We start from the raw sequence: 22,612 nt of genomic DNA, 5'->3' as shown, positions 1-22,612 counted from the left end.
TGACTGGATGGCACAGCGCCGATGAACGCGCGCTGTGCCTGGTCAGGCGGGGTCGGGGTACGTGTATTCGAATACGCGCGCGACCTCAGAGGCATGCCAGGACGCGGCCTCCATGCCATCGACAGGCCCTGTGAAGCGCCCCAGCCGCTCCACACACTCAAAGAAGCCGGTGCGCGGCAAACGGCTGGCACCCTGGCTGATCACCAGTGAACTGCGCAGGGGTTGTTCGGCACGCGCATCCAGCACCGCCAGGTACTCAAGCGCCGCGGTCAGGGTCTGCATGGCAGGGCTTGGCAGTTGCAGGCGTTCGATGAGCGCTCGGTAGGTCAGCAAATGACGTTGGCGTCGGGCCAGATCCAGCTCGCCCAGCAGGTTGTCCCAATGCTGGCGGCTGATCCTGACCTGACTCATGAAGCCTCGCTCCAGCCAGGCACACCCAGGTGCCAGGCCAGCGCACGGCGAATGGCGGCGTCGGGCTGCCGCTCACCCGATTCGATCATCGCCAGGTAGGCCGGGCTGACGCCCACATTGCGGGCCAGGTGCTCGGCGGCGATACCCTTGTCCCGGCGTATGGCCCCAACGTCGGCAAAGGCAGGCAGGGCGGCGTGCGAGTCGTTTTCTTGCACAGGTGCAGATGCCGGAGTATTCGCTGGGGCCTGCCCTGCCGCTTTGAGCAGCGCTTGGTAGTCTTCCCACGCTACGACGGCATACTCGGGTTGACCGTCCCGGCTGATGACCTGAATATCCATTGCAAAACCCCTTCGAGAGGATTACTGGAGGTAATCCATTGGCGTGTTTCATGTGCCAATTATATGACCAAGTTCAGGATCTTTGCAGTCGAGCCCTTCCAGGGGACCCCTGTGTCACTCACGCCTCAAGGGATTTCACGCTCCAGACGCAGGTCTTCGGGGGTAGCTGGAAGACGCTCTACCACCTGCAGCCGCTCTGGGGACTGGCTGTCTCGCCAGGCCTTGAAGCGCTCCAGTTCATCGGAAACGGTCTTGAGCACCCACCCCAGCACGGCGATGTCATCCAGAAAGCCTACGCCCAGCAACCAGTCAGGGATGGCATCGATGGGGCTTACGAAATACAGCAGGCCGGCAACGATCGTAATCAATGCCTTGCGGTTGATCGCCCGGTATTCGCCACGCCACCAGGCCAGACACAGGGCCTGCATCAACTTCACGTCTTCGCGCAGCTTGCCCAAGCGTGGCCCTTTGCGGGCCACGGCAAACAGCAGCGCTGGCAAGCGCCCACGACTGAGCAGGCGCTCGGCCAGGGGCAGGAAGCGCGCGAAATTCCAAGGTGCATTCATGGTGCCTCCAGACGGAAAAGGTTATCCACATTTATTGTGGATAACCTTGTGAACAGGGGGACGTTTTTGAGCCCGTTGGCCCATAAACAAGGCGCCGGACAAGATCGGGCATTTTTTACACAGCGGTTACAGCTCACTGCGCAGGTCCGCCCCAGGACCGTAATTTCAGACGCAGCTTACAATGGGTGCCTGTCCTTGTTCGGACAGTGTGTGCCGGGGCAGGTTCGAATGGGGTATGCCTGAACACGTAGGTACTGCAAGGCAGCCTCGCCACCGGCTCAGTACGGCTCTGAGTGTCATCAGGTACCCGTGCAGGAGGATTACGCTGTACCCGTGTAGGAACGGCCCTGCCGGGACGCCGAATCGGTGGCGTAGGATCTCTAGGATCTGGCTTCGCCACACAAACCATTGGGGCCGCAAAGCGGCCCCAATGGGATTGAGTGAGCCGAACTCTCCGTGAGGACGGCGCGCTCGTTTCAACCGAAATACCGCTTACTTAGCAGGTGCTTCAGCCGGTGCTTCAGCCGGTGCTTCAGCCGGTGCTTCAGCAGGTGCCTCGGCCTCAGGCTCACCGCCTTGCAGCTGCGCGGGGTCCTTGATCGCAATCAGTTCCAGGTCGAACACCAGAACCGAATTGGCCGGAATCAATGGGCTCGGGCTCTGGGCGCCGTACGCCAGGTCAGCAGGGATGAACAACTTGTACTTCTCGCCAACGTGCATCAATTGCAAGGCTTCGACCCAACCTGGGATCACGCCACTGACCGGCAGGTCGATCGGGCTGCCACGCTCGACGGAGCTGTCGAAGACCTTGCCGTCGATCAACTTGCCTTCATAGTGAACGGTCACTACGTCGGTTGGCTTGGGCTGCGGGCCATCGGCCTTCTTGATCACCTCGTATTGCAGGCCCGAGGCGGTGGTCACTACGCCTTGCTTCTTGCCATTTTCCTCAAGGAATTTCTTGCCCGCAGTGGCCGCCTCTTCGCTGGCCTTGGCCAGGCGCTCTTCGGCACGCTTTTGCAAGGCAGTGAAGGCTTCTACCAGCTCTTCGTCCTTCAGGCGCTGCTCTTTCTTGCCAACGGCATCCTCGATACCCAGCGCTACCGCCTTGGAATCAAGGTCATCCATGCCTTCTTGTGCCAGGCTCTTGCCCATGTTCAGGCCAATGCCGTAGGAAGCTTTCTGCGCAGGCGTTTTCAGTTCGGGGCTGCTGGCCTGCTGATCACAACCAGCCAGTACCAGGCCTACCAGGGCAACCGCAGCCGCCAAACGATGCTGTTTCATGCTAATTCCTTGTTCATGCGCCATAAGGGCAATCAGGGTAGAGGCCGCGAGCTTAGCAGGCGGCCCTCACCAATGGCTACCGGCATAGGAGCGGGTTTGAGTAAGTAAGTTCAGCAAGTGAATCGTTATTCATCAACCAGGTAACGGCCATGTTCCATGACCTGGAAGATTTCCCTTTCGTGCGCCTCGTGTCGTGTCGAAAACAGCAGGCAGCGACAGGGAAATCATCCACGATCAAGTGTCGCACCCGTGCTCGAAGGTGGCATGTGGATATGCCGTGGGTCTATGCTCTGAGGCATTCTAGCTGGAGTGATTGTTCGCGTTTATGTCCAAGGTCATCATCAAATCCCCCGCCGAGCTCGACCTGATGCGCCGCGCAGGCCAACTGCTTGCACAGGTGTTCGCCGAACTCGACAGGTTCATACGTCCAGGCGTCACCACCCTGCAGATCAATGACCACGCCGAAGACTTCATCGTCCAGACCTTGAGGGCCAGGCCGGCAAGCAAAGGCCAGTACGGCTTCCCCTTTGCGCTCAACACCTCGGTCGATCATGTCGTGTGCCATGGCATGCCTGACGCCCATGAAGTCCTTGAAGAAGGTTCGATCGTCAACGTCGACATCACGCTGGAGCAAGGCGGTTACATCGCTGACTCTTCGAAGATGTATGCCATTGGGCAGATCGATGATGAAGTCCGGCGCCTGGTCGACACCACCTACGCGGCGCTGTGGAAAGGCATCGAGCAAGTGCGACCCGGCGCGACCCTTGGTGACATTGGCCACGCCGTACAGGCTCATGCCGAGGCCGCAGGTTACAGCGTGGTCCGTGAGTATTGTGGCCATGGGATTGGCCAGCAGATGCATGAAGCGCCGGAGGTGCTGCATGTGGGTCAGCGCGGCATGGGCATGAGGCTCAAGCCAGGCATGGTGTTCACCATCGAGCCCATGATCAACCAGGGCGGGCGTGGCACCCGCACGCTCAAGGATGGCTGGAGCGTGGTGACCCGTGACGGCAGCCTGTCAGCACAATGGGAGCACACGGTGGCCGTGACGGACGAAGGTTTCGAGGTACTGACCCTGCGGGCCGAAGAGCGCCAAGGCTTGAATGGCCAGGCTGCGCGAGCCTGAACAGCGTCTACAGAGACTGAACTGCAGGCATAAAAAAAGCGACCCTAAGGTCGCTTTTTTTGTTGCTTCAGGGTGTTCAGTGGGCCCTTGAAGCTGAATATGGCGCAGCGGACGGGACTCGAACCCGCGACCCCCGGCGTGACAGGCCGGTATTCTAACCGACTGAACTACCGCTGCGCTATACATCGAGTGGTGGGTGATGACGGGATCGAACCGCCGACCCTCTGCTTGTAAGGCAGATGCTCTCCCGGCTGAGCTAATCACCCATGTCTCTCGGTTTGGCGCGCATTCTACGGACAACTTTCAATGCTGGCAAGCACTTATCGCTTTTTTTATGCCCTGCAGTTCGCGCCGAATTCAAGGCATAAAAAAAGCGACCCTAAGGTCGCTTTCTCGTTGCTTCAGGGTGTTCAGTAGGCCCTTGAAGCTGAATATGGCGCAGCGGACGGGACTCGAACCCGCGACCCCCGGCGTGACAGGCCGGTATTCTAACCGACTGAACTACCGCTGCGCTATACATCGAGTGGTGGGTGATGACGGGATCGAACCGCCGACCCTCTGCTTGTAAGGCAGATGCTCTCCCGGCTGAGCTAATCACCCTTCGTCTCGGTGTGGGGCGCATTCTACGGACGGTCCTGCCCCCTGGCAAGCACTTTCTTTCACTTTATTTCGAAAAAAGTACAGATCTTTCAACAACCTAGCGCAGCGGCCCGATTTCGTTCGGTTTGTGCACTGCTGGCCCTCTGACAGGGTTGGCCTTCCGGGGCTGGTAGGAGAATAATGCCCGCCTTATGCATTAATGAGAGACTCCCCCGATGTGGTTCAAGAACCTGCTGACCTACCGCCTGACCCAGGACGTCCCCTTCGAGCCTGAAGCCCTGGAGGCTGCCCTGGCCAGCAAGCCAGCCCGTCCGTGCGCCAGCCAGGAGCTGACCACCTACGGTTTCGTCGCCCCGTTCGGCAAGGGCGAAGATGCGCCGCTGGTCCATGTCAGCGGTGATTACCTGCTGATCGCCGCCCGCAAGGAAGAACGTATTCTGCCCAGCAGCGTGGTCAATGACGCGGTCAAGGAAAAGGTCGAGGAGATCGAGACCGAACAGATGCGCAAGGTCTACAAGAAGGAGCGTGACCAGATCAAGGACGAGATCATTCAGGCCTTCCTGCCCCGCGCCTTCATTCGCCGCTCCATGATCTTTGCTGCCATTGCCCCGCGCCTTGGGGTGATTCTGGTCAACTCGGCCAGCGCCAAGCGCGCCGAAGACCTGCTGTCCACCCTGCGTGAAGTGATGGGCTCGCTGCCCGTGCGGCCGGCCACCGTCAAGATCGCCCCGGTGGCCACCATGACCGACTGGGTCAAGTCCCAGAAGGCCGCCGAAGGCTTCTACGTGCTGGACGAATGCGAGCTGCGCGACACGGCCGAAGATGGCGGCATCGTGCGCTGCAAGCGCCAGGACCTGACCGGCGAGGAAATCCAGCTGCACCTGAGCACCGGCAAGGTGGTGACCCAGCTCGCCCTGGCCTGGCAGGACAAGCTGTCGTTCGTACTGGACGACAAGATGGTCATCAAGCGCCTGAAATTCGAGGAACTGCTGCAGGAGCAGGCCGAGCAGGATGGCGGTGACGAGGCCGCGCAGCAGTTCGACGCCAGCTTCCAGCTGATGATGATGACATTTGCAGAGTTCTTGCCCGTGCTCTTCGAAGCCCTGGGCGGCGAAGATATCCCGCAAGGGGTGTGAGCCCGCTGAGGATTGGCAGTACCCATGATGCGTGAGGGCGGCACCGTTGCCGCACCTCATCCCCTGCCTGCAGCGCAAATGCCCGGGCATGCAGTCGAACTGGAGATCACCCCATGCGCGCCCTCGCCACCTTGAGTCGATTCGTCGGCAACACCTTTGCATTGTGGGTATTGGTGTTCGCCGTGCTGGCCTTCCTGCAACCGCAATGGTTCATTGGGTTGAAGGTGGCCATCGTGCCCTTGCTGGGGCTGGTGATGTTCGGGATGGGCCTTACGCTCAAGCTCGACGACTTCGCCGCCCTCGCCCGCCAACCCTGGCGGGTCATGCTGGGGGTGGTCGCGCATTTCGTGATCATGCCGGGCATGGCCTGGCTGCTGTGCCAGTTGTTCCAGCTACCACCGCAAATTGCCGTGGGCGTGATCCTGGTCGGTTGCTGCCCGAGCGGCACGGCTTCGAACGTGATGGTGTGGCTGTCGCGCGGCGACCTGGCGCTGGCCGTGGCCATCGCTGGCGTCACCACGCTGCTGGCGCCACTGCTGACGCCTGCGCTGATCTGGTTCCTGGCCTCGGCCTGGCTTCCGGTGTCCTTCATGGACATGTTCTGGTCGATCCTGCAACTGGTCATGCTCCCGATCGTGCTCGGCGTGCTGGCCCAGCGCCTGCTGGGTGAGCGTGTGCAGGCTGCGGTTCAGATCCTGCCACTGGTGTCGGTGGTGAGCATCGTGCTGATCGTGTGCGCCGTGGTGGCCGCCAGCCAGGCGAAGATCGCCGAGTCGGGGCTCCTGATCATGGCGGTTGTCATCTTGCACAACAGCTTCGGTTATTTGCTGGGGTACATCACCGGCAAGCTGTGCAAACTGCCCTTGGCCCAGCGCAAGTCGCTGGCGCTGGAGGTGGGCATGCAAAACTCCGGGTTGGGGGCAGCCCTTGCCGCTGCGCATTTTTCGCCCCTGGCCGCCGTGCCCAGCGCATTGTTCAGCGTTTGGCACAATATTTCCGGGGCGCTGCTTTCCACCTGGTTCCGACGTCTGGAGGACACCCCTTCCGACGGCGAGGACGCAAAACGCGTCAGACACTGACAGGCGATTGGCTAGCAGGCTTGCCCGCAAGACCCTAGATGTGCACCATGGGCCTACGGTGAGGACGACCTCACGACGCCCAGCGTGATCACCCAGGGGACGGCCCCATCACTTGCAACGATGGAGACGCATCATGTCCTGGATCATCCTGTTCTTCGCCGGCCTGTTCGAGGTCGGCTGGGCCGTTGGCCTCAAATATACTGACGGCTTCAGCAAGCCACTGCCCACCGCGCTCACGGTTGCCGCCATGGCCGTCAGCCTCGGTCTGTTGGGCCTGGCGATGAAAGAGCTGCCGCTGGGCACGGCCTATGCCATCTGGACCGGCGTCGGCGCCGTGGGCACCGTGATCGCCGGCATCATCCTGTTCGGTGAGTCCATGGCGCTGGTTCGACTGGTCAGCGTGGCGCTGATCGTGTGCGGCCTGGTTGGTCTCAAGGTCAGCGCCAGCTGATACCGGTCAGCTGGCCAGGCGCGCTCAGCGGTTGCCTGCGCGCAGGCCAATGACCTGCTCGCGCAGCCGCTCCGGTAGCGCCTCCTGTGCAGGGATGGCGCTGCCTGCCACGACAGTCACCCGGGACCACATTCTTCTGAAAAACCCTTTGGCCGGGTCGCGACTGAAGAAACTGCCCCATAGCCCTTGCAGTGCCAGGGGAATCACTGGCACGGGCGTCTGTTCAAGAATATGGCTCAGGCCGCCCTTGAACACGTCGATCTCACCGTCCCCTGTCAATTTGCCCTCGGGAAAGATGCACACAAGCTCGCCGTCAGCCAGGTAACGGGCAATGCGGGTGAAGGCGCGCTCGTATGTCGCCAGGTCCTCGCTACGCCCGGCAATGGGTATGGCGCCCGCGGTGCGAAACACGAAGTTCAACACGGGCAGGTTGTAGATCTTGTAGTACATGACGAAACGAATGGGACGGCGTATGGCGCCAGCGAGCAACAGGGCATCGACGAACGACACGTGGTTGCACACCAGCAATGCCGCGCCTTCATCGGGAATGTGCTGCAACCCCTGGTGCTTGACGCGGTACATCGAGTGACTGAGCAGCCAGATGAGAAACCGCATGGTGAATTCGGGCACGATGCTGAATATGTAGGCGTTGACGGCGATGTTCAGCAGCGAGACGACCAAAAACAGCTGGGGAATGTCCAGCCCAGCCACGCCCAGCAAAACCATGGTCAACAGGGCCGACACCACCATGAACAATGCATTGAGGATGTTGTTGGCAGCGATCACCCGCGCGCGCTCGTCCACGGCCGTGCGTGACTGAATCAACGCGTACAGCGGCACGATATAGAACCCGCCGAACACCCCGAGCCCGACGATGGACAGCAGAATCCACCACGCTTGGTGCAGGCCCAGCAGGTCGAGCCAGTCATGGGCGCTGGCGGCGCTCGGCACATCCCCGGAATGCCACCACCACAGCAGGCCGAACACGGTCAGGCCGAAGGAGCCGAACGGCACCAAGCCGATTTCCACCTTGCGCCCGCTCAGGCGCTCACACAACAAGGAACCCAGGGCGATGCCCACCGAGAACAGCGTCAGCACCAAGGTGACCACGGTGCCATCGCCGTGCAGCCAGTCTTTGGCGTAGGCCGGGATCTGGGTCAGGTAAATAGCACCGACGAACCAGAACCAGGAGTTGCCGACGATCGAGCGCGATACCGCAGGCGGCTGGGCAAGGCCCATGCGCAGGATGGTCCACGACTGCCTGAGGATGTTCCAGTCCAGCTTCATGTGCGGTGAGGCAGCAGCGGCGCGGGGAATCCAGCGGCTGGCCAGGTAGCCCAGTACAGCAGTGCCCACTACGCCCCCGGCTACCACCGTGGCGTAGTTTTCGGCTGACATCATTACCCCGGCGCCGATGGTGCCGGCGAGGATGGCCAGGAAGGTGCCCGTCTCTACCAGCCCATTGCCGCCGACCAGCTCTTGCTCGCGCAGCGCCTGGGGCAGGATCGAGTACTTCACCGGCCCGAACAGCGCCGAATGGGTACCCATGCCGAACAAGGCCACCAGCATGAGGGCCAGGTGATTGGTCGCAAACCCCAGCGCGCCGACCGACATGATGCCGATCTCCGCCAGCTTGATCACCCGAATGAGCGCGTCCTTGGGAAACTTCTCCCCGAACTGCCCACCCAGCGCCGAGAAAAGAAAGAACGGCAGGATGAACAGCAAGGCACACAGATTGACCCAGATGGACCGGTCACCGTCCCCAAGGCTCAGCTTGAACAGGATGGCCAGGATCAGCGACTGCTTGAACAGGTTGTCGTTGAACGCACCGAGCGACTGGGTAATGAAAAAAGGCAGGAAGCGCCGTTTGCCGAGCAAGGTGAATTGCGAGGAATGACTCATCGTCCTTGGTCCTGGATTGAGGTTCAGCCGTGATGGCAGTCAGCGGATGACCAGGGTTAGGCCCGCGCCGACAGCGGTAGCCTGCCTCGGTACACGCAGGCAAGCAAGGACTGTGACGAGCAGGCAAGGCGCCCTTGGAGCCTCAGCGCCTCAACACCCCGTCGCCGGGCTGTTTGCCAAGGGCGCTGGTCGATGATGCCTTGCTTGGCTCAAGCGAAGCCAAACAGCGTTCTGGCCGTATCGACAAGCAGTGCCTGACGCAACTGAGCCGAGCACCCCAGTGCCTCGAATTGCTCAAGGGCCTGGCCAAAACTCATCGCTCTTTCATGCTGCGTATGCGGCCAGTCGCTGCCCCACATCAGGCGCTCGGCCCCATAATGCGCTTCCAGCGCGCCCAGCGCCTGGCGGGCGAACAGCACGTTCTGCTCGGGCGAGCCTTCCAGACGGTAGATACCGGAAACCTTCACCCAGACATTACCCTGCCCGCCCAGGGTCAGCAGCTCGGCGAAACCCGCTTGCCCCAGCCCGTTGCGCGCATCGGGCCTTCCCAGGTGGTCGATGACGATATCCAGCCCATACGGTTGCAGCGCCCGCACCAGGGTGGGAATGTCCGCCAGGTGTCGATGCAGCTCGACGTGCCAGCCCAGCTCGGCCATGCATTCGAAGCGATGGCGCCACTGCGGGGCCGCAAGGTCGGGTAGCGGTTGCCCCATGAGGTTCAGGCGCACGCCTCTGACCCCTAGCTGGTCCATCCGGATGAGGGTTTGGCGGGCAGCGTCCGGCTCAAGCATCACCACCCCCCGCAGGCGCCCCTGAGCGGCCTGCAGAGCGCCCAGCAGATAGCCATTGTCGGCACCCAGGAAACTGGGCTGTACCAGAACGCCATGACTGAAACCGTGCGCCTGCAACTGGCTGAGATAGTCAGCCAACGGCGCATCGTACGCGGGGGCATAACGGCGCTCGCGCGCCAGTGTCAGCCCTTGGCTGAACACGTGGGCATGGCTGTCGATGGCAATAACGGAGCAAGTAGGGTCGTGAGGCATGTCTTTGATCTATAGGTCAGGTTACTGGGCGGCCACACCGGGTGCTTGCGGGGCAGGTTCGAGGTTGCGGCCGCGTGTTTCTGGCAGGCACAGCGCGGCGATCACCGCCACGCCGTAGGCGATGCCGGCATCGATGCCGATGGCGGTACCCAGCGACATGGATTCGCTCATGTGTCCGACCAGGAATGGGAAGACAGCCGAGAGCACACGGCCGAAGTTGTAGCAGAAGCCCACCCCTGCTCCGCGCACGTCGGCAGGGTACAGCTCGTTGAAGAAGGCGCCGAGGCTTGCCGGAATACCGGCTGCGAAGAAGCCCAACGGGAAACCCAGGAACAGCATCTGGGTGTTGCTCAACGGGAAGAAGACATAGGCCTGAACCGTCAGCACGCAGCACAGCGCAAACAGCAGGATGTTGCGACGCCTGCCGATGCGATCGATCAGCAGCCCGCTGACGACACAGCCACACCAGAACGCGAAGATGATCACCGCCAGGTAGCCACCGGAATTGAGCACCGACAGGTTGCGTTCGGTCTTGAGGAAGGTCGGCAGCCAGGTCATCACCGCATGGTAGCCACCATGCGCCCCGAGGCCCAGCAAGCCGCCCAGCAGCGTGACACGCAGCAGTTCAGGGCGAAAGATCCCGGCCATCGAGGCGAAGAAGCCCTGGGGAATGGCGTTCTGTTTCTGCAGGCGTTGAAAGCTGTCCGGTTCTGGCACGTTGCGACGCACCCAGATGATCAGCAACGACGGCAACAGGCCAACGAAGAACATCACACGCCAGGCGAATTCCTGCGGCACCAGCGAATAGATCAAGGTGAACAACGCCACCGCCAGGCCCCAGCCTACCGCCCAGGCGCTTTGCACCGTGCCCATGACCTTGCCGCGGTACTTGGGGTTGATGGTCTCGGCCATCAGCACGGCCCCGGCCGCCCACTCCCCACCAATGCCAAAGCCTTGCATGGCCTTGACGAACAGCAGTGGATAGAACCCTGTCACGAAAGCCGAGAGGAACGTGAAGCAGGAGAACCACAGGATCATCCATTGCAACGTGCGCACACGGCCGTACCGATCCGACAGGGTTCCGCCAAGCCAACCGCCGATCGCGGAGGTCACCAGGGTCAGGCCGCTGATCAGGCCCGCATCGCCTTTGGACAGCGAGAAAGCCGCGATCAGCGCGGGAATGGCCAGGCCGAACATCTGCACTTCCAGCGCATCGAGCGACCAGCCCCCAAAACAGGCCCAGAAGGTCTTGCGTTCGCGCGATGTTATTTGGCGGTACCAGCTGAACATGATTTTTATCCTTTTAATGGTGAGGGGTACGCTGGGTTGCATGCAGCGCAGGCAACCGAGCAGGCGAAGCCACTGCGCCCGGGTGACGGGGCGCAGGCAGGTAAAAAAAGGTTGAAACGGCGCGGTCAGCGAATATCGATGCGGTAACGGAAGTGCTGCGCGTGCCCTCGCGACCGGCGCCACTCCAGGGGCTTACCGGCGTAGTCACGGGCCAGCCGCTCGATCACCACGATCGGGCTGCCAGCCGGTACCTGCAGAAGGCGCCCGTGTACTTGATCCACGGCCTCGGCAGTCAGGGTCTCTTCGGCAGCAGCGACCACTTGCCCACACACCTGTTCGTAGATCGGGTAAAGCAACGGGCCCTTGCTATCCAGATCGGTCTCCAGCAGCAACTTAAACGGCTGGCGGGGCAGCCAGATGTCCTCGGCCAGCACGGGCTGGGCGTCGAGCAGACGAAGGCGCTGCAAGTGGATCACATCGGCTGCGGGGGCCAGCCCCAAGGCCTGGGCCACGGCAGACGGGGCCGCCACGACGTTCATTCCCAGGATGCGACTCATCGGCACGACACGCTCGCCGTTGACCGCCTCAAAGCGGAAGAAGCGAAACAGCGAGGATTGGAACTGTGGACGGCGGATGAAGGTGCCTCGCCCCTGCTGACGCTCAAGCACGCCTTCGGCCACCAGCGCATCGATGGCCTTGCGCACGGTGCCTACCGACAGGTCGAATTCGGTCGCCAGCGCAGCCTCGGTGGGAATCGCTTCACCGGGGTGCCAGCGATTGTTGGCAATCTGGGCTAACAGATGGTCGCGTAGCTGTTGGTAGCGTGGCAGTCGTGTGTCGCTGGCGAGTGGAAGCATGGGCGTGTTCTCGTCTTGTTATATATACATCTATATGAATTTTTCGGGAGTATTTGCTTCGCGGCATCATCTGTCAATCCTCCATCGGTCAACTGGCTTCGCCCGAGCCTGCAATTGGGGGCGTCATGCTGCGACCACCTGCCACTGCGACCATCGTCTGCGCTGACGGCGCGCCACCTGTCGTGCCAGACTGGTTGACCGGGCCTCGTTATCCATTAAGCGTCGGAGTCACCATGTCGTTGTCCAGCGGGCTGATCGCCGCGGTCGCCCTGGCCTATATGGCCGTCATGTTCGCCATCGCCTTCTATGGCGACCGGCGCAGCACCCCATTGCCGCCCAAATTGCGTGCCTGGGTGTACAGCCTGTCGCTGGCGGTGTATTGCACCAGCTGGACGTTCTTCGGCGCGGTCGGACAAGCGGCCGAGCAGCTGTGGGCATTCCTGCCGATCTACCTGGGGCCGGTATTGCTCCTGGTCTTCGCACCCTGGGTGGTGCAGAAGATGGTGCTGATCAGCAAACAGCAGAACATCACTTCCATCGCCGACTTCATCGCCGCCCGCTACGGCAAGTCCCAGACGCTGGCCGTGGTGGTGGCCCTGATCTGCCTGGTGGGGGTGCTGCCCTACATCGCCTTGCAGCTCAAGGGCATCGTACTGGGCGTCAACCTGTTGATCGGCGCCAGTGCAGACGCCACCGGCACACGCGTACAGGACACAGCGCTAGTGGTGTCGCTGGTGCTGGCGTTGTTCGCCATCGTATTCGGCACGCGCAGCCTGGATGTCACCGAGCACCACCGGGGCATGGTGCTGGCGATCGCGTTCGAGTCGTTGATCAAGCTGCTGGCGTTTCTGGCCGTGGGGATCTTCGTCGTCTTTAACCTCTACGATGGGTTCGATGACCTGTTCACCCAGGCGCGCCAGTCCATCGAACTGCACGATTACTGGACGGAGACCATCAACTGGCCGTCGATGGTGGTCCAGACGGCCGTTGCCATGATGGCCATCATCTGCCTGCCACGGCAGTTTCATGTGACCGTTGTGGAAAACATCGAGCCGCAGGACATGCGCCTGGCACGCTGGGTGTTCCCGATTTACCTGGCCCTGGCCGCCCTGTTCGTGGTGCCCATCGCCCTGGCGGGGCAGATGCTGCTGCCGGGTACGGTGATATCGGACTCATTCGTGATCAGCCTGCCCCTGGCCGAGGCACACCCCAGCCTGGCGCTGCTGGCATTCATCGGTGGCGCGTCAGCTGCTACCGGCATGGTCATCGTCGAAGCGGTAGCGCTGTCGACCATGGTGTCCAACGACATGCTGCTGCCCTGGTTGCTGCGTCGCAACAACGCCGAGCGACCATTCGAGGTGTTCCGGCACTGGATGCTTTCGGTTCGGCGGGTCACCATCGTGGTCATCCTGCTGCTGGCGTACGTCAGTTACCGCCTGCTGGGCTCCACGGCCAGCCTGGCGACCATCGGCCAGATCGCGTTCGCCGCCGTGACCCAATTGACGCCCGCCATGCTCGGCGCGCTGTACTGGAAGCAGGCCAACCGCCGGGGCGTTTTTGCAGGCCTGGCGGCGGGTATTTTCCTGTGGTTCTACACCCTGGTGCTGCCCATCGCCGCCCACAGCCTGGGCTGGTCGCTGCAGGTGTTTCCAGGGTTGGCGTGGTTGCATGGCAACCCGTTGAATCTGCCGATCAGCCCGCTGACCCAAGGCGTGGTGCTGTCGCTTGCCGGCAACTTCACCCTGTTTGCCTGGGTCTCGCTGCTGTCGCGTACCCGCGTGTCCGAGCATTGGCAAGCGGGCCGCTTCATTGGCCAGCAGACCAGCGCCCGCCCCAGCAGCAAGCCGCTGCTGGCGGTGCAGATCGACGACCTGCTGACCTTGGCATCGCGTTTCGTGGGTGAGGAGCGCGCGCGGCAGAGCTTCATTCGGTTCGCCTATCGCCAGGGCAAGGGCTTCAACCCCAACCAGAACGCCGACGGTGACTGGATCGAACACACCGAGCGGTTGTTGGCCGGTGTCTTGGGCAGTTCTTCTACCCGTGCAGTAGTCAAGGCAGCCATCGAGGGCCGCGACATGCAGCTCGAAGACGTGGTGCGCATTGCCGATGAAGCGAGCGAGGTGCTGCAGTTCAACCGGGCGTTGCTGCAGGGCGCCATCGAGAACATCAACCAGGGCATCAGTGTGGTCGACCAGAACCTGCACCTGGTGGCCTGGAACCGGCGTTACCTTGAGCTGTTCAATTACCCGGACGGGCTGATCAGCGTGGGACGGCCCATTGCCGACATCATTCGCTATAACGCTGAGCGCGGCCTGTGCGGCCCAGGGGAAGCCCAGGTGCACGTGGCCCGGCGTCTGCACTGGATGCGCCAGGGCCGGGCTCACTCGTCCGAGCGGCTGTTCCCCAATGGGCGCGTGATCGAGTTGATCGGCAACCCGATGCCAGGTGGCGGTTTCGTCATGAGCTTTACCGACATCACGCCGTTTCGCGAAGCCGAGCAAGCGCTGCGCCACGCCAACGAGAGCCTTGAGCAACGCGTGGCAGAGCGCACCTACGAGCTGTCGCAACTGAACCAGGCGCTGACCGAAGCCAAGAGCCATGCCGAAGCGGTCAGCCAGTCCAAGACCCGCTTCCTGGCTGCGGTCAGCCACGACCTGATGCAGCCGCTCAACGCCGCCAGGCTGTTTTCTGCGGCCTTGTCGCAGCAAGCCGAAGGCATGACCGAAGAAGCCCGGCAACTGGTCCAGCACATGGACAGTTCACTGCGCTCGGCCGAGGAGCTGATCAGCGACCTGCTGGACATCTCGCGCCTGGAAAACGGCAAGATCACCCCCGACGCCAAGCCGTTTGCCCTGAACGAGCTGTTCGACACCCTTGGGGCGGAATTCAAGGTATTGGCTGCCGAGAAAGGCCTGGCGTTTCGCCTGCGCGGTAGCCGCCTGCGGGTCAACAGTGACATCAAACTGCTGCGCCGTGTGCTGCAGAACTTCCTCACCAACGCCCTGCGCTATGGCAAGAGCCCGATCCTGCTGGGGGCTCGCCGCCAGGGCGAGCGCCTGTGGCTGGAAGTCTGGGACAGGGGGCCCGGCATCGCCGACGACAAGCTGCACGTGATCTTCCAGGAGTTCAAACGCCTGGACAGCCATCAGACCCGCGCCGAAAAAGGCCTGGGCCTGGGCCTGGCGATCGCTGACGGACTGTGCCGGGTCCTGGGCCACACACTGGAGGTACGTTCCTGGCCAGGCAAGGGGACAGTGTTCCGCGTAAGCGTACCGATCTCTCAACAACCAGCCCTCGTCACTTCGGCGGTAGAGCAGCGCAGCGAGCCGCTGGCCGGGCTGCAGGTGCTGTGCGTCGACAACGAAGACAGCATCCTGATTGGCATGAACAGCCTGCTCAGCCGCTGGGGCTGCCAGGTGTGGACCGCACGCAGCCGCAGCGAGTGCGAGGCGCTGCTGGCCGAGGGCATGCGTCCGCACCTGGCCTTGGTGGACTACCACCTGGATGAAGGCGACACCGGCACGCGCTTGATGGGCTGGCTACGCACTCGGTTGGGCGAACCGGTGCCTGGGGTGGTCATCAGCGCCGACGGCAGCAAGGAAACCGTCGCACTGGTGCATGCCGCAGGCCTGGACTATCTGCCCAAGCCGGTGAAGCCCGCTGCCTTGCGGGCCCTGCTCAACCGTCATCTGAGCCTGGTGCAGTAAGCGCCTGGTCGGGCGCTTCATCGGCGAAGGCGCGTTCGAGCAAGTCGGGCGCCAGGCTTTTGCTGGCCCGGGCGCCGAGCAGCTTGAGCTGCTCGCTGCGACTGACCAGGTTGCCGCGCCCTTCGCACAGTTTGTTACGGGCTGCCGCGTAGGCCTTGTCCACCTGTTGCAGGCGGCTGCCCAGTTCATCCAGGTCCTGGATAAACAGCACGAACTTGTCGTACAGCCACCCGGCACGTTCGGCGATTTCCCGGGCGTTCTGGCCTTGGCGTTCCTGCTTCCACAAACTGTCTATCACCCGCAACGTGGCCAGTAAGGTGGTGGGGCTGACGATGACGATTTGCCGGTCGAAGGCTTCCTGGAACAGGTTGGGCTCGGCCTGCAACGCCGCCGAGAACGCGGCCTCGATGGGCACGAACAGCAGCACGAAATCCAGGCTGTGCAGGCCTTCGAGACGGCTGTAGTCCTTGCTTGACAGGCCCTTGACGTGACTGCGCAGGGACTGGACGTGCTGCTTGAGCGCCGCCTCGTCGTTGCCTGACACGAACTGCTGGTAGGCCGTCAGGCTTACCTTGGCATCGACCACCACCTGTTTGTTGCCCGGCAACATGATCAGCACATCGGGCTGGAAGCGCTCACCGTCAGCGCTCTTGAGGCTGACCTGCGTCTGGTACTCCCTGCCCTTTTCGAGCCCTGCGTGTTCGAGCACGCGCTCCAGGATCAGCTCGCCCCAGTTACCCTGGGTTTTCTGCCCCTTGAGCGCCTGGGTGAGGTTGGTCGCTTCATCGGACAGGCGCAGGTTCAGTTGCTGCAGGCGCTCGAGCTCCTTGCCCAGCGAAAAGCGCTCGCGGGCTTCCTGCTGGTAGCTTTCCTCGACACGTTTTTCGAACGCCTGGATGCGCTCCTTCAATGGGTCGAGCAGTTGGCCAAGGTGCTGCTGGCTGGTCTGGGCAAAGCGCTGTTCGCGCTCATCGAAGATCTTGGTGGCCATGTCGGCAAACTGGGCACGCAGGGTATCGCGGGCCTCCTGCAGGTCCTCGAGACGCTGCTGGTGGCTTTCCTGCTGCTCTCGCAGCTCGGCTTCCAGGCGTGCGGCCTGAGACTCCAGGCGGCGCTGCTCTGCCTCGCGGGTAGCGCGCTCCAGGTTCCAGGCATGGGCGGCGTCGCGGGCATTGTCCCGCTCGATCTGCAGCAGCTCCAGCTCTCGGCCCTGGGCTGCAAGCTGCGTCTGCTTGAGGGTATTGGCTTCGCTGAGGTCACTGACTTCATCACGACTGGCATCGAGTTGCGCCTGCAAACCGGCCTGGGCCAGCTGCGCTGCGTTCAGACGCTCTTCAAGCAAGGCACGCTCGCCATGCCGTGCCGCATGCCGACGCTGCAGCTGCATGACCCACACCAGGCACGGCACCGCGCCCGCCACCAAGCCCAGCAGAATGCTGGCCAGATCCACTGTCATGCCTACCCCGGTCACTGTCTGGCAAATTCGCTGAAGCTTAACAGCCTGACCGGCAGGTTGCCCGCGGCGCTGTCACATGCAGGGGTAATCAGTGCCCGAACCACTGACGCAGCAAACGGCGGGCCTCCTGGGATCCCTTCCCGGCCGCCAACTCCAGCCAGCTGCGAGCCTGCTCGGGCGCAGACGCCCGGCACGCTCGGGCATACTCCACCTGGGCGCGACAATCGCCTGCGCGTGCGGCCTGACGGAGCAGGTCATGGCCGATACGCCGATCACGGGCGCTGCCGCAGTCGCGGCAAAGCATCTGTCCCAGGCGGCTTTGAGCCACCACCACACCCTCGCGCGCTGGGCGCTTGAGTAACCGCCCAGCCAGGTGCTTGACCTGTGGTTTGTCGCCCAAACGCGAACTGTCGAGTAGCCACAGGGCAACTTTGAGCGCGAACCGTCCAGGGCGCTGTGGAGACGAGGGCATGGGGCTGGCGAGTTGTTTGCTGCGAGACTTCATGAGCGGCAGGTCAGGCAAATCGAAAAGCGCGCCACTCTACCGGTTTTTGACGTGCCGGCCTAATGCCGAGGACTTTTTTTATAAAAATTTCATGTGATTGTTTCTTGACGTTTGCAAGACGATGGATGGTCATGCGAGCTGGTCTGATTTTTGGCAAGACCCGAGACAATTTGGCGCCAACCCCGCACTAGAGCAAGCGGCGACGACAATCCACAGTTCCTGTGGATAAGTCGGTGGACAACACCCTATTCCCCCCCGCCAAGCCCCGAATTACGGGGGCTGCTGTCAAACTGACGATTTTTTCACCAACAAAAAATAGTGTTTTTTTTCATTGACTTAACTGGCCAGTCAAGTCATTGGCGACCGGAGCGGAAGGTAGGACGCGTTTGATACAAATCATCCTTTCGGTGTGAACAAGCCCCAGCCGGGCATCCGTTCGTGTGTCAGGCAGGCGTTCTAGGCATCCTCTAAGCGTGCTCTACCCCCTTCCCACCGGCAAAATTAAGGGCCATACTGCTCGGCTACCCAAGCGCTCCAGGGCTTGCCTTCATTGAAAGGTTCAGGTAGGATGCGCCTCGTTAGTACCAAGCTGAAAGTCAATTCTGGCCAACAATGTCCTTGCAGATTCGCTTTCCCAACAGCGCGCTGCTGAAACCAGGACCGGCCCTTTCGATGACTCGCCCGCAGCCGATATGCTGCCGCGACATCCATCACGAGACTAATTGATCAGGATCCCGCACGAAGGCCCAGAACCTTGGCCCCGTGTGCTGCCTGTCCTCTGAAGTACCTACCAGTCAGCCCAAGCGCCCACTTTTGATTGCGCTCCTTCTGGCTGCTTTGTTCCAGCAGGTTCTCTCGTCCCTTAATAAAGACGTCACTGGAACGTTTCTATGATGCACGGATCTACTCCCCGTGTTTAATGCAGGAACCTCCAATAATATGCAAACTCAACATCAAATCCAGGCTGCAATCGGTACCCTTTCCCAAGCGTTCTCGCCGCTGAAATGCTTGCTCGTTGCACCACGCAAGGGCAGCTTCAGCTTCACGCTGGTGGACGAACACGGTATCGCCTGCCACACCGAACGTCTGTACCACGAGCAGTACAGCCGCAGCGAACCGCTGCAGGCCGTTATCGCCCGTACCCGCCAGTCACTCACCGCGTGAGCGGTGAATGCTGCGGCATTCACCCGTCAAATACACCCCCTCCCCGCTTGCCTGTACAAATCCAGCGTAATTGCCTTCGGGTATATCGCTCGGGTTGTCAGGCAGCAATCGATTTAAAAACAGCCCTTTACATCATCCTTATCACACTACACTTCAACTCGAGCGGTGCACGCCGCTTCCGGCGGGCCTGACCGTTCATCCAGCTGCCAAGCGCCTGCGCCCGTCGGTCTCTTACTGCTCGGGGGCACCATGGGTATTGCGGCCAAAGAATTACGTCAGCATGTCATCAGGCCCACACTGATCTACCTTGACCGCCACTGCGTGAGCGCCGAAATGTTGTTGCTCGGCATTGCTGCCTGCCAGTCGGCATTGGGATCGGCGCTGCACGGTCGACGTGGGCATGGTCTGTTTCGCATAGATGACCAGCGTCATCGGACGCTTTGGGACGATTACCTGGCACGCGATCCCGACTTGGCCAGCCGTGTACGCGGCCTGGCCAGCCAGCATGCCTTCCTGGGCGGACCCGACCTGGAACTTACCGTGAACCTGCGCTACGCCACCGCCATTGCCTGGCTACTTGTCGAAGCTCAGGCTGTGACCTTGCCTGCAGTGGACGACCGGATAGGCCAGGCGCGCATCTGGCGTCAGATTTTCAACCCCCAGGGTCGCTTGCGAGACTTCACAGAAGCCTGGCAAGCCTGCGTGGATCAGAAACTGCCAGTGGCTTCTTGAGACGGTTCTTACAGACTCAACTGAGAAAGGGAATTTTAGTCGGATTGTCCTACAAAACCGCTCTATCTCCTGCGATTGCGCCTATAGCGCGGCGCGTGATTTGTTGGTAGCTTTTCGCCTCGGAGATCCCAAGGAGTTCTAATAATGAAAAAAGTAATGCTCAAAACCTCCCTTGGCGTTGCTGTTGCGCTCGCTTCGAGCCAACTGTTCGCCAGCGGCTTCGCGTTGAACGAACAAAGCGTCAGCAGCATGGGGACAGGTTTCGCGGGACGTTCCTCTTCTGCCGAGGATGCCAGCACCGTATACGGCAACCCGGCCGGCATGTCCCGCCTCAAGCGCCAGCAGGTCACCGTCGGTGGCGCAGCGGTCATCGCCAAAACCGATATCTCGGGGCCTGGCAGCAACCTTGGGGGGGAAACTGACGGTGACATGGTACCGGTCGTCGGCGTGCCCATGGGTTACTACGTCAAGCCCATCGACGACCACTGGACCGTCGGCTTCGGTGTCTACGTGCCATTCGGTCTGGTCACCGACTACGGCAGTGACGACGCCGCGCGTTATTGGGGCAAGAAAAGCCACGTGGAAGTGGTGACATTCCAGCCTACCGTCAGCTACGCCTTCAATGACAAGGTGTCGATCGGCTTCGGCCCGACCTTCAACCGGATCAAGGGCGAACTGGGTTCCAACCTGATCAACCCGGTCACTCCCGGGCGCAACGACGGTGAAGTCAAGATCAAGGGCGACGACACGGCGGTCGGCTATAACATCGGCCTGATGGTGCAAGCCACCGACCGCACGCGCATCGGCCTGACCTATCACTCCATGGTCGACTACAAGCTCGAGGGCAAGACCAAGGTCAACACCCCGCTGATCGGACCTTTCAGCGGCAGCAAGTTCGATGCCTCGCTCAAGATCAAGACGCCGGAGTCGGTGGACCTTTCGGTCACTCATGAGCTCGACGATCAGTGGACGCTGTACGCCGGCAGCACTTGGACGCGCTGGAGCCGTCTGAAGGACATCACTGTTCAGAACGATGTCCCGCGCCCATTGATCGGCTCAGCCTTCCAGACCATTTCGGAAGAACAGAACTGGCATGACACCTGGGCCCACGCCGTGGGTGCGTCGTACAAGGTCAACAAGGAGTGGGTGCTGCGCACCGGCTTCACCGTCGACCAGTCGCCGACCAACAACCAGGATCGCTCGCCGCGCATCCCCACAGGCGATCGCAAGATCTTCAGCCTGGGCGCCGGCTGGAGCCCGAGCGAGGACATGACCATCGACGTGGCGTATTCCTACCTGTGGGAAGAAGACACCAAGGTCAATCAGGTCAGCGCCACCAAGGGCGCCTACCGTGCCAAGTACGAGAACAGCGCGCACGGTGTAGGGGCGTCCCTCACTTACCGCTTCTGATCATTCCCGCTACTGGAAAACCGCCCTCGTGGCGGTTTTTTCATGTTGGCACTTGCCAATCTTCGCCAAGACGGTCGCGCAGGTAATGCATGAAGGCGTTTACCTTGCTCGTGAGTGCGAAGCGATCGGCCACGCAGAGATAAACGTCCATGGGTTCTGTCTGCGCATACGCCTGTCCGTCAGGGCTGTATTCGAACAGCGGCACCAGGGCACCGCAAGCCAGGTGCGGACGTGCAATGAACGCTGCCAGGCGAGTGATGCCGCCGTCATGCACCGCCATCTGCGTGAGCGCATCGATGTCGTCGCAGATGAGCACGTCGCCGAATTCGGGCTCCAGGCGCTGCCCATCACGCATGAACCCCCAACGCAACAGACGGCCATCGACCGGGTAGCGAAACACCAGACAACGGTGGTTGCGCAGGGCCTCTGGCGTTTGCGGTACACCGGCACTGGCCAGATACCCTGGCGCTGCACAGCAGACGAAAGGAATGCGGGCGATGTGCTTGGCGACCAGGTGCTCGTCCAGCTGGGGCGTGATGCGCAGGCTGACATCGATACCTTCACGTGCGTGGTCAACCTTTCTGTCGCTCATGACCAGCTCGATCGAGATACGCGGGTACAGCTCGCTGAACGCAGGTATCAGTGGCGCCAGGACGTGACGACCGAACGCGGAGGTCGAAGCGATGCACAGCCGACCTTGGGGCTCGGTTTCAGGCGTCATCACCGCTTGCTCAGCGCGCGCCAGGTCACGCTCTATCAGCCTGACATGCTTGTAGTACTGGGTGCCGGCGGGAGTCAGGGTCATGCGCCGCGTTGTGCGGGTCAGCAGGCGGACCTGCAGGTGTCCTTCAAGACGCGCCAGGTTCTGGCTCACGGCGGCTGGGCTGATGCCCAGGCTGCGGGCGCCCGCAGCAATACTTCCCGCTTCGACGACCTTGATGAAGCTGCGGATGGCGTTGAGCAGGTCCATGCTATGCCCTTGGGATTCGTAAGTTTTGCTTTATAAAGGACTAAGGCGCAGCGGTCTACTGGGGGAGCGCCGTGGGTTGATAGGGTAACGCCTCAATCGGACTCCAGGAGGTCGCATGACTGATGCCACTCAAAGCCGTCGCCGCAGGTTGCATGTGAATGCCACGCCGTATGTGTTTGCCTTTTACATGTCGGCCATCATGGCGTTGCTGATGTGTTTCGTGATTACGGCAGCCAACGCCGGAATTGATCAGGATTATATAAGCAACGTGCTGAAAGCCTATCGATTGGCGATGCCGGTAGCCTTTGTTTGCGTGTTGATTGTAAGACCGATTGTGGGAAGGCTGGTTGCGATGACCGTGTATGCGGGTTGAATCGTGATGCAGCTGCCATTGCTGATATATAAATTGATCATCAGTAATCGCTACCCAGGGCACTCCCGCCAATAAACCCCCGCTCCAATTAACGCCAATTGCTCTTGCTCTTGCTCTTGCTCTTGCTCTTGCTCTTGCTCTTGATCTTGATCTTGATCTTGATCTTGATCTTGATCTTCGCGACTTCAGAAGGCCGAACGCAGGTCTTGCGGAGG

Annotated in this window: 20 protein-coding genes and 4 tRNA genes; 9 read left to right on the top strand and 15 right to left on the bottom strand. The window is 61.4% G+C overall.

What is annotated here, in order from left to right; all coding sequences use genetic code 11:
• Positions 1 to 42 precede the first annotated feature (42 nt).
• The 4 genes from FS777_RS19585 to FS777_RS19570 all read right to left on the bottom strand — a co-directional run bounded on the left by FS777_RS19585 (position 43) and on the right by FS777_RS19570 (position 2,596).
• Positions 43 to 411: a hypothetical protein gene (locus FS777_RS19585; RefSeq protein WP_027915781.1), complete on the bottom strand. Its 369-nt coding sequence runs from the start codon at positions 409 to 411 to the stop codon at positions 43 to 45.
• Entirely contained in the window at positions 408 to 749 is a 342-nt protein-coding gene (locus FS777_RS19580; protein ID WP_058638029.1) for a helix-turn-helix domain-containing protein, read from the bottom strand. The genes FS777_RS19585 and FS777_RS19580 overlap by 4 nt, the downstream gene beginning before the upstream one ends.
• A 125-nt stretch (positions 750 to 874) precedes the next feature.
• Positions 875 to 1,315, bottom strand: a complete 441-nt coding sequence (locus FS777_RS19575) for a YkvA family protein (RefSeq protein WP_058604173.1) — start codon at positions 1,313 to 1,315, stop codon at positions 875 to 877.
• Between the two features lie 492 nt (positions 1,316 to 1,807).
• A complete protein-coding gene (locus tag FS777_RS19570; protein ID WP_058638028.1) occupies positions 1,808 to 2,596 on the bottom strand; it encodes an FKBP-type peptidyl-prolyl cis-trans isomerase in 789 nt (262 codons plus the stop codon).
• Positions 2,597 to 2,921: 325 nt separating this feature from the next.
• On the opposite strand from FS777_RS19570, the gene map reads away from it, so the two are divergent.
• Positions 2,922 to 3,722, top strand: a complete 801-nt coding sequence (gene map, locus FS777_RS19565; protein WP_145257207.1) for a type I methionyl aminopeptidase — start codon at positions 2,922 to 2,924, stop codon at positions 3,720 to 3,722.
• A 100-nt stretch (positions 3,723 to 3,822) separates the two neighbouring features.
• Here map and FS777_RS19560 read toward each other — a convergent pair.
• The 4 genes from FS777_RS19560 to FS777_RS19545 form a co-directional block, all read right to left on the bottom strand.
• Positions 3,823 to 3,899: transfer RNA gene (locus FS777_RS19560), tRNA-Asp, on the bottom strand.
• A 13-nt stretch (positions 3,900 to 3,912) separates the two neighbouring features.
• Positions 3,913 to 3,988 (bottom strand) — tRNA-Val (locus tag FS777_RS19555).
• Between the two features lie 168 nt (positions 3,989 to 4,156).
• Positions 4,157 to 4,233 (bottom strand) — tRNA-Asp (locus FS777_RS19550).
• A gap of 13 nt (positions 4,234 to 4,246) precedes the next feature.
• Positions 4,247 to 4,322 (bottom strand) — tRNA-Val (locus FS777_RS19545).
• A 215-nt stretch (positions 4,323 to 4,537) separates the two neighbouring features.
• Between FS777_RS19545 and rdgC the strand changes: the two genes are divergently transcribed.
• The 3 genes from rdgC to sugE all read left to right on the top strand — a co-directional run bounded on the left by rdgC (position 4,538) and on the right by sugE (position 6,988).
• Positions 4,538 to 5,458, top strand: a complete 921-nt coding sequence (rdgC, locus tag FS777_RS19540) for a recombination-associated protein RdgC (protein ID WP_058638027.1) — start codon at positions 4,538 to 4,540, stop codon at positions 5,456 to 5,458.
• Positions 5,459 to 5,571: 113 nt separating this feature from the next.
• The gene (locus FS777_RS19535; protein WP_058604170.1) at positions 5,572 to 6,537 is read left to right on the top strand and encodes a bile acid:sodium symporter family protein; all 966 of its coding nucleotides are present in this window, start codon (positions 5,572 to 5,574) and stop codon (positions 6,535 to 6,537) included.
• Positions 6,538 to 6,670: 133 nt separating this feature from the next.
• The gene (sugE, locus tag FS777_RS19530) at positions 6,671 to 6,988 is read left to right on the top strand and encodes a quaternary ammonium compound efflux SMR transporter SugE (protein WP_058604169.1); all 318 of its coding nucleotides are present in this window, start codon (positions 6,671 to 6,673) and stop codon (positions 6,986 to 6,988) included.
• Positions 6,989 to 7,012: 24 nt separating this feature from the next.
• Here sugE and FS777_RS19525 read toward each other — a convergent pair whose 3' ends face one another.
• The 4 genes from FS777_RS19525 to FS777_RS19510 all read right to left on the bottom strand — a co-directional run bounded on the left by FS777_RS19525 (position 7,013) and on the right by FS777_RS19510 (position 12,080).
• Positions 7,013 to 8,890 (bottom strand): MFS transporter, encoded by a 1,878-nt coding sequence (locus FS777_RS19525; protein WP_145257204.1) that lies wholly within the window; start codon positions 8,888 to 8,890, stop codon positions 7,013 to 7,015.
• 209 nt (positions 8,891 to 9,099) lie between these two features.
• Positions 9,100 to 9,933 (bottom strand): amidohydrolase, encoded by an 834-nt coding sequence (locus FS777_RS19520; protein WP_058638025.1) that lies wholly within the window; start codon positions 9,931 to 9,933, stop codon positions 9,100 to 9,102.
• 21 nt (positions 9,934 to 9,954) lie between these two features.
• Entirely contained in the window at positions 9,955 to 11,223 is a 1,269-nt protein-coding gene (locus FS777_RS19515) for an MFS transporter (protein ID WP_027915771.1), read from the bottom strand.
• A 125-nt stretch (positions 11,224 to 11,348) separates the two neighbouring features.
• Entirely contained in the window at positions 11,349 to 12,080 is a 732-nt protein-coding gene (locus FS777_RS19510; RefSeq protein WP_058638024.1) for a GntR family transcriptional regulator, read from the bottom strand.
• 233 nt (positions 12,081 to 12,313) lie between these two features.
• Between FS777_RS19510 and FS777_RS19505 the strand changes: the two genes are divergently transcribed.
• Positions 12,314 to 15,787: a PAS domain-containing hybrid sensor histidine kinase/response regulator gene (locus FS777_RS19505; protein WP_078478961.1), complete on the top strand. Its 3,474-nt coding sequence runs from the start codon at positions 12,314 to 12,316 to the stop codon at positions 15,785 to 15,787.
• Here the strand turns inward: FS777_RS19505 and rmuC are convergent.
• Complete coding sequence (rmuC, locus tag FS777_RS19500) at positions 15,759 to 17,129, bottom strand: DNA recombination protein RmuC (RefSeq protein ID WP_178091301.1); 1,371 nt, start codon at positions 17,127 to 17,129, stop codon at positions 15,759 to 15,761. The genes FS777_RS19505 and rmuC overlap by 29 nt on opposite strands.
• 202 nt (positions 17,130 to 17,331) lie before the next feature.
• Complete coding sequence (locus FS777_RS19495) at positions 17,332 to 17,748, bottom strand: sel1 repeat family protein (RefSeq protein ID WP_145257201.1); 417 nt, start codon at positions 17,746 to 17,748, stop codon at positions 17,332 to 17,334.
• Positions 17,749 to 18,687: 939 nt separating this feature from the next.
• On the opposite strand from FS777_RS19495, the gene FS777_RS19490 reads away from it, so the two are divergent.
• The 3 genes from FS777_RS19490 to FS777_RS19480 all read left to right on the top strand — a co-directional run bounded on the left by FS777_RS19490 (position 18,688) and on the right by FS777_RS19480 (position 21,054).
• Positions 18,688 to 18,912, top strand: a complete 225-nt coding sequence (locus FS777_RS19490; RefSeq protein ID WP_027915766.1) for a hypothetical protein — start codon at positions 18,688 to 18,690, stop codon at positions 18,910 to 18,912.
• 249 nt (positions 18,913 to 19,161) lie between these two features.
• A complete protein-coding gene (locus FS777_RS19485; protein WP_058638020.1) occupies positions 19,162 to 19,644 on the top strand; it encodes a hypothetical protein in 483 nt (160 codons plus the stop codon).
• A gap of 144 nt (positions 19,645 to 19,788) precedes the next feature.
• Positions 19,789 to 21,054 carry an OmpP1/FadL family transporter gene (locus FS777_RS19480; protein WP_058638019.1) on the top strand — a complete coding sequence of 422 codons (1,266 nt, stop codon included), beginning with the start codon at positions 19,789 to 19,791 and terminating at the stop codon, positions 21,052 to 21,054.
• A 40-nt stretch (positions 21,055 to 21,094) separates the two neighbouring features.
• Here FS777_RS19480 and FS777_RS19475 read toward each other — a convergent pair whose 3' ends face one another.
• A complete protein-coding gene (locus tag FS777_RS19475; RefSeq protein WP_058638018.1) occupies positions 21,095 to 22,024 on the bottom strand; it encodes a LysR family transcriptional regulator in 930 nt (309 codons plus the stop codon).
• Positions 22,025 to 22,139: 115 nt separating this feature from the next.
• Between FS777_RS19475 and FS777_RS19470 the strand changes: the two genes are divergently transcribed.
• The gene (locus tag FS777_RS19470; RefSeq protein ID WP_078478963.1) at positions 22,140 to 22,397 is read left to right on the top strand and encodes a DUF2798 domain-containing protein; all 258 of its coding nucleotides are present in this window, start codon (positions 22,140 to 22,142) and stop codon (positions 22,395 to 22,397) included.
• Positions 22,398 to 22,612 lie beyond the last annotated feature (215 nt).

The sequence above is a fragment of the Pseudomonas sp. DE0157 genome (assembly GCF_007678615.1).
GTDB classification, from domain to species: domain Bacteria; phylum Pseudomonadota; class Gammaproteobacteria; order Pseudomonadales; family Pseudomonadaceae; genus Aquipseudomonas; species Aquipseudomonas parafulva_B.
This window is presented reverse-complemented; position numbering and strand designations above follow the sequence as displayed.

Excerpts from the sequence above, each read along its gene's own strand:
- FS777_RS19480 (WP_058638019.1), top strand. The coding sequence starts at position 19,789 with ATGAAAAAAGTAATGCTCAAAACCTCCCTTGGCGTTGCTGTTGCGCTC.
- FS777_RS19490 (WP_027915766.1), top strand. The coding sequence starts at position 18,688 with ATGCAAACTCAACATCAAATCCAGGCTGCAATCGGTACCCTTTCCCAA.
- FS777_RS19505 (WP_078478961.1), top strand. The coding sequence starts at position 12,314 with ATGTCGTTGTCCAGCGGGCTGATCGCCGCGGTCGCCCTGGCCTATATG.
- FS777_RS19485 (WP_058638020.1), top strand. The coding sequence starts at position 19,162 with ATGGGTATTGCGGCCAAAGAATTACGTCAGCATGTCATCAGGCCCACA.
- FS777_RS19520 (WP_058638025.1), bottom strand. The coding sequence starts at position 9,933 with ATGCCTCACGACCCTACTTGCTCCGTTATTGCCATCGACAGCCATGCC.
- FS777_RS19475 (WP_058638018.1), bottom strand. The coding sequence starts at position 22,024 with ATGGACCTGCTCAACGCCATCCGCAGCTTCATCAAGGTCGTCGAAGCG.
- map (WP_145257207.1), top strand. The coding sequence starts at position 2,922 with ATGTCCAAGGTCATCATCAAATCCCCCGCCGAGCTCGACCTGATGCGC.
- FS777_RS19515 (WP_027915771.1), bottom strand. The coding sequence starts at position 11,223 with ATGTTCAGCTGGTACCGCCAAATAACATCGCGCGAACGCAAGACCTTC.
- FS777_RS19535 (WP_058604170.1), top strand. The coding sequence starts at position 5,572 with ATGCGCGCCCTCGCCACCTTGAGTCGATTCGTCGGCAACACCTTTGCA.
- FS777_RS19470 (WP_078478963.1), top strand. The coding sequence starts at position 22,140 with ATGACTGATGCCACTCAAAGCCGTCGCCGCAGGTTGCATGTGAATGCC.
- FS777_RS19575 (WP_058604173.1), bottom strand. The coding sequence starts at position 1,315 with ATGAATGCACCTTGGAATTTCGCGCGCTTCCTGCCCCTGGCCGAGCGC.
- FS777_RS19495 (WP_145257201.1), bottom strand. The coding sequence starts at position 17,748 with ATGAAGTCTCGCAGCAAACAACTCGCCAGCCCCATGCCCTCGTCTCCA.
- FS777_RS19525 (WP_145257204.1), bottom strand. The coding sequence starts at position 8,890 with ATGAGTCATTCCTCGCAATTCACCTTGCTCGGCAAACGGCGCTTCCTG.
- FS777_RS19585 (WP_027915781.1), bottom strand. The coding sequence starts at position 411 with ATGAGTCAGGTCAGGATCAGCCGCCAGCATTGGGACAACCTGCTGGGC.
- FS777_RS19510 (WP_058638024.1), bottom strand. The coding sequence starts at position 12,080 with ATGCTTCCACTCGCCAGCGACACACGACTGCCACGCTACCAACAGCTA.
- rdgC (WP_058638027.1), top strand. The coding sequence starts at position 4,538 with ATGTGGTTCAAGAACCTGCTGACCTACCGCCTGACCCAGGACGTCCCC.
- FS777_RS19580 (WP_058638029.1), bottom strand. The coding sequence starts at position 749 with ATGGATATTCAGGTCATCAGCCGGGACGGTCAACCCGAGTATGCCGTC.
- sugE (WP_058604169.1), top strand. The coding sequence starts at position 6,671 with ATGTCCTGGATCATCCTGTTCTTCGCCGGCCTGTTCGAGGTCGGCTGG.
- FS777_RS19570 (WP_058638028.1), bottom strand. The coding sequence starts at position 2,596 with ATGAAACAGCATCGTTTGGCGGCTGCGGTTGCCCTGGTAGGCCTGGTA.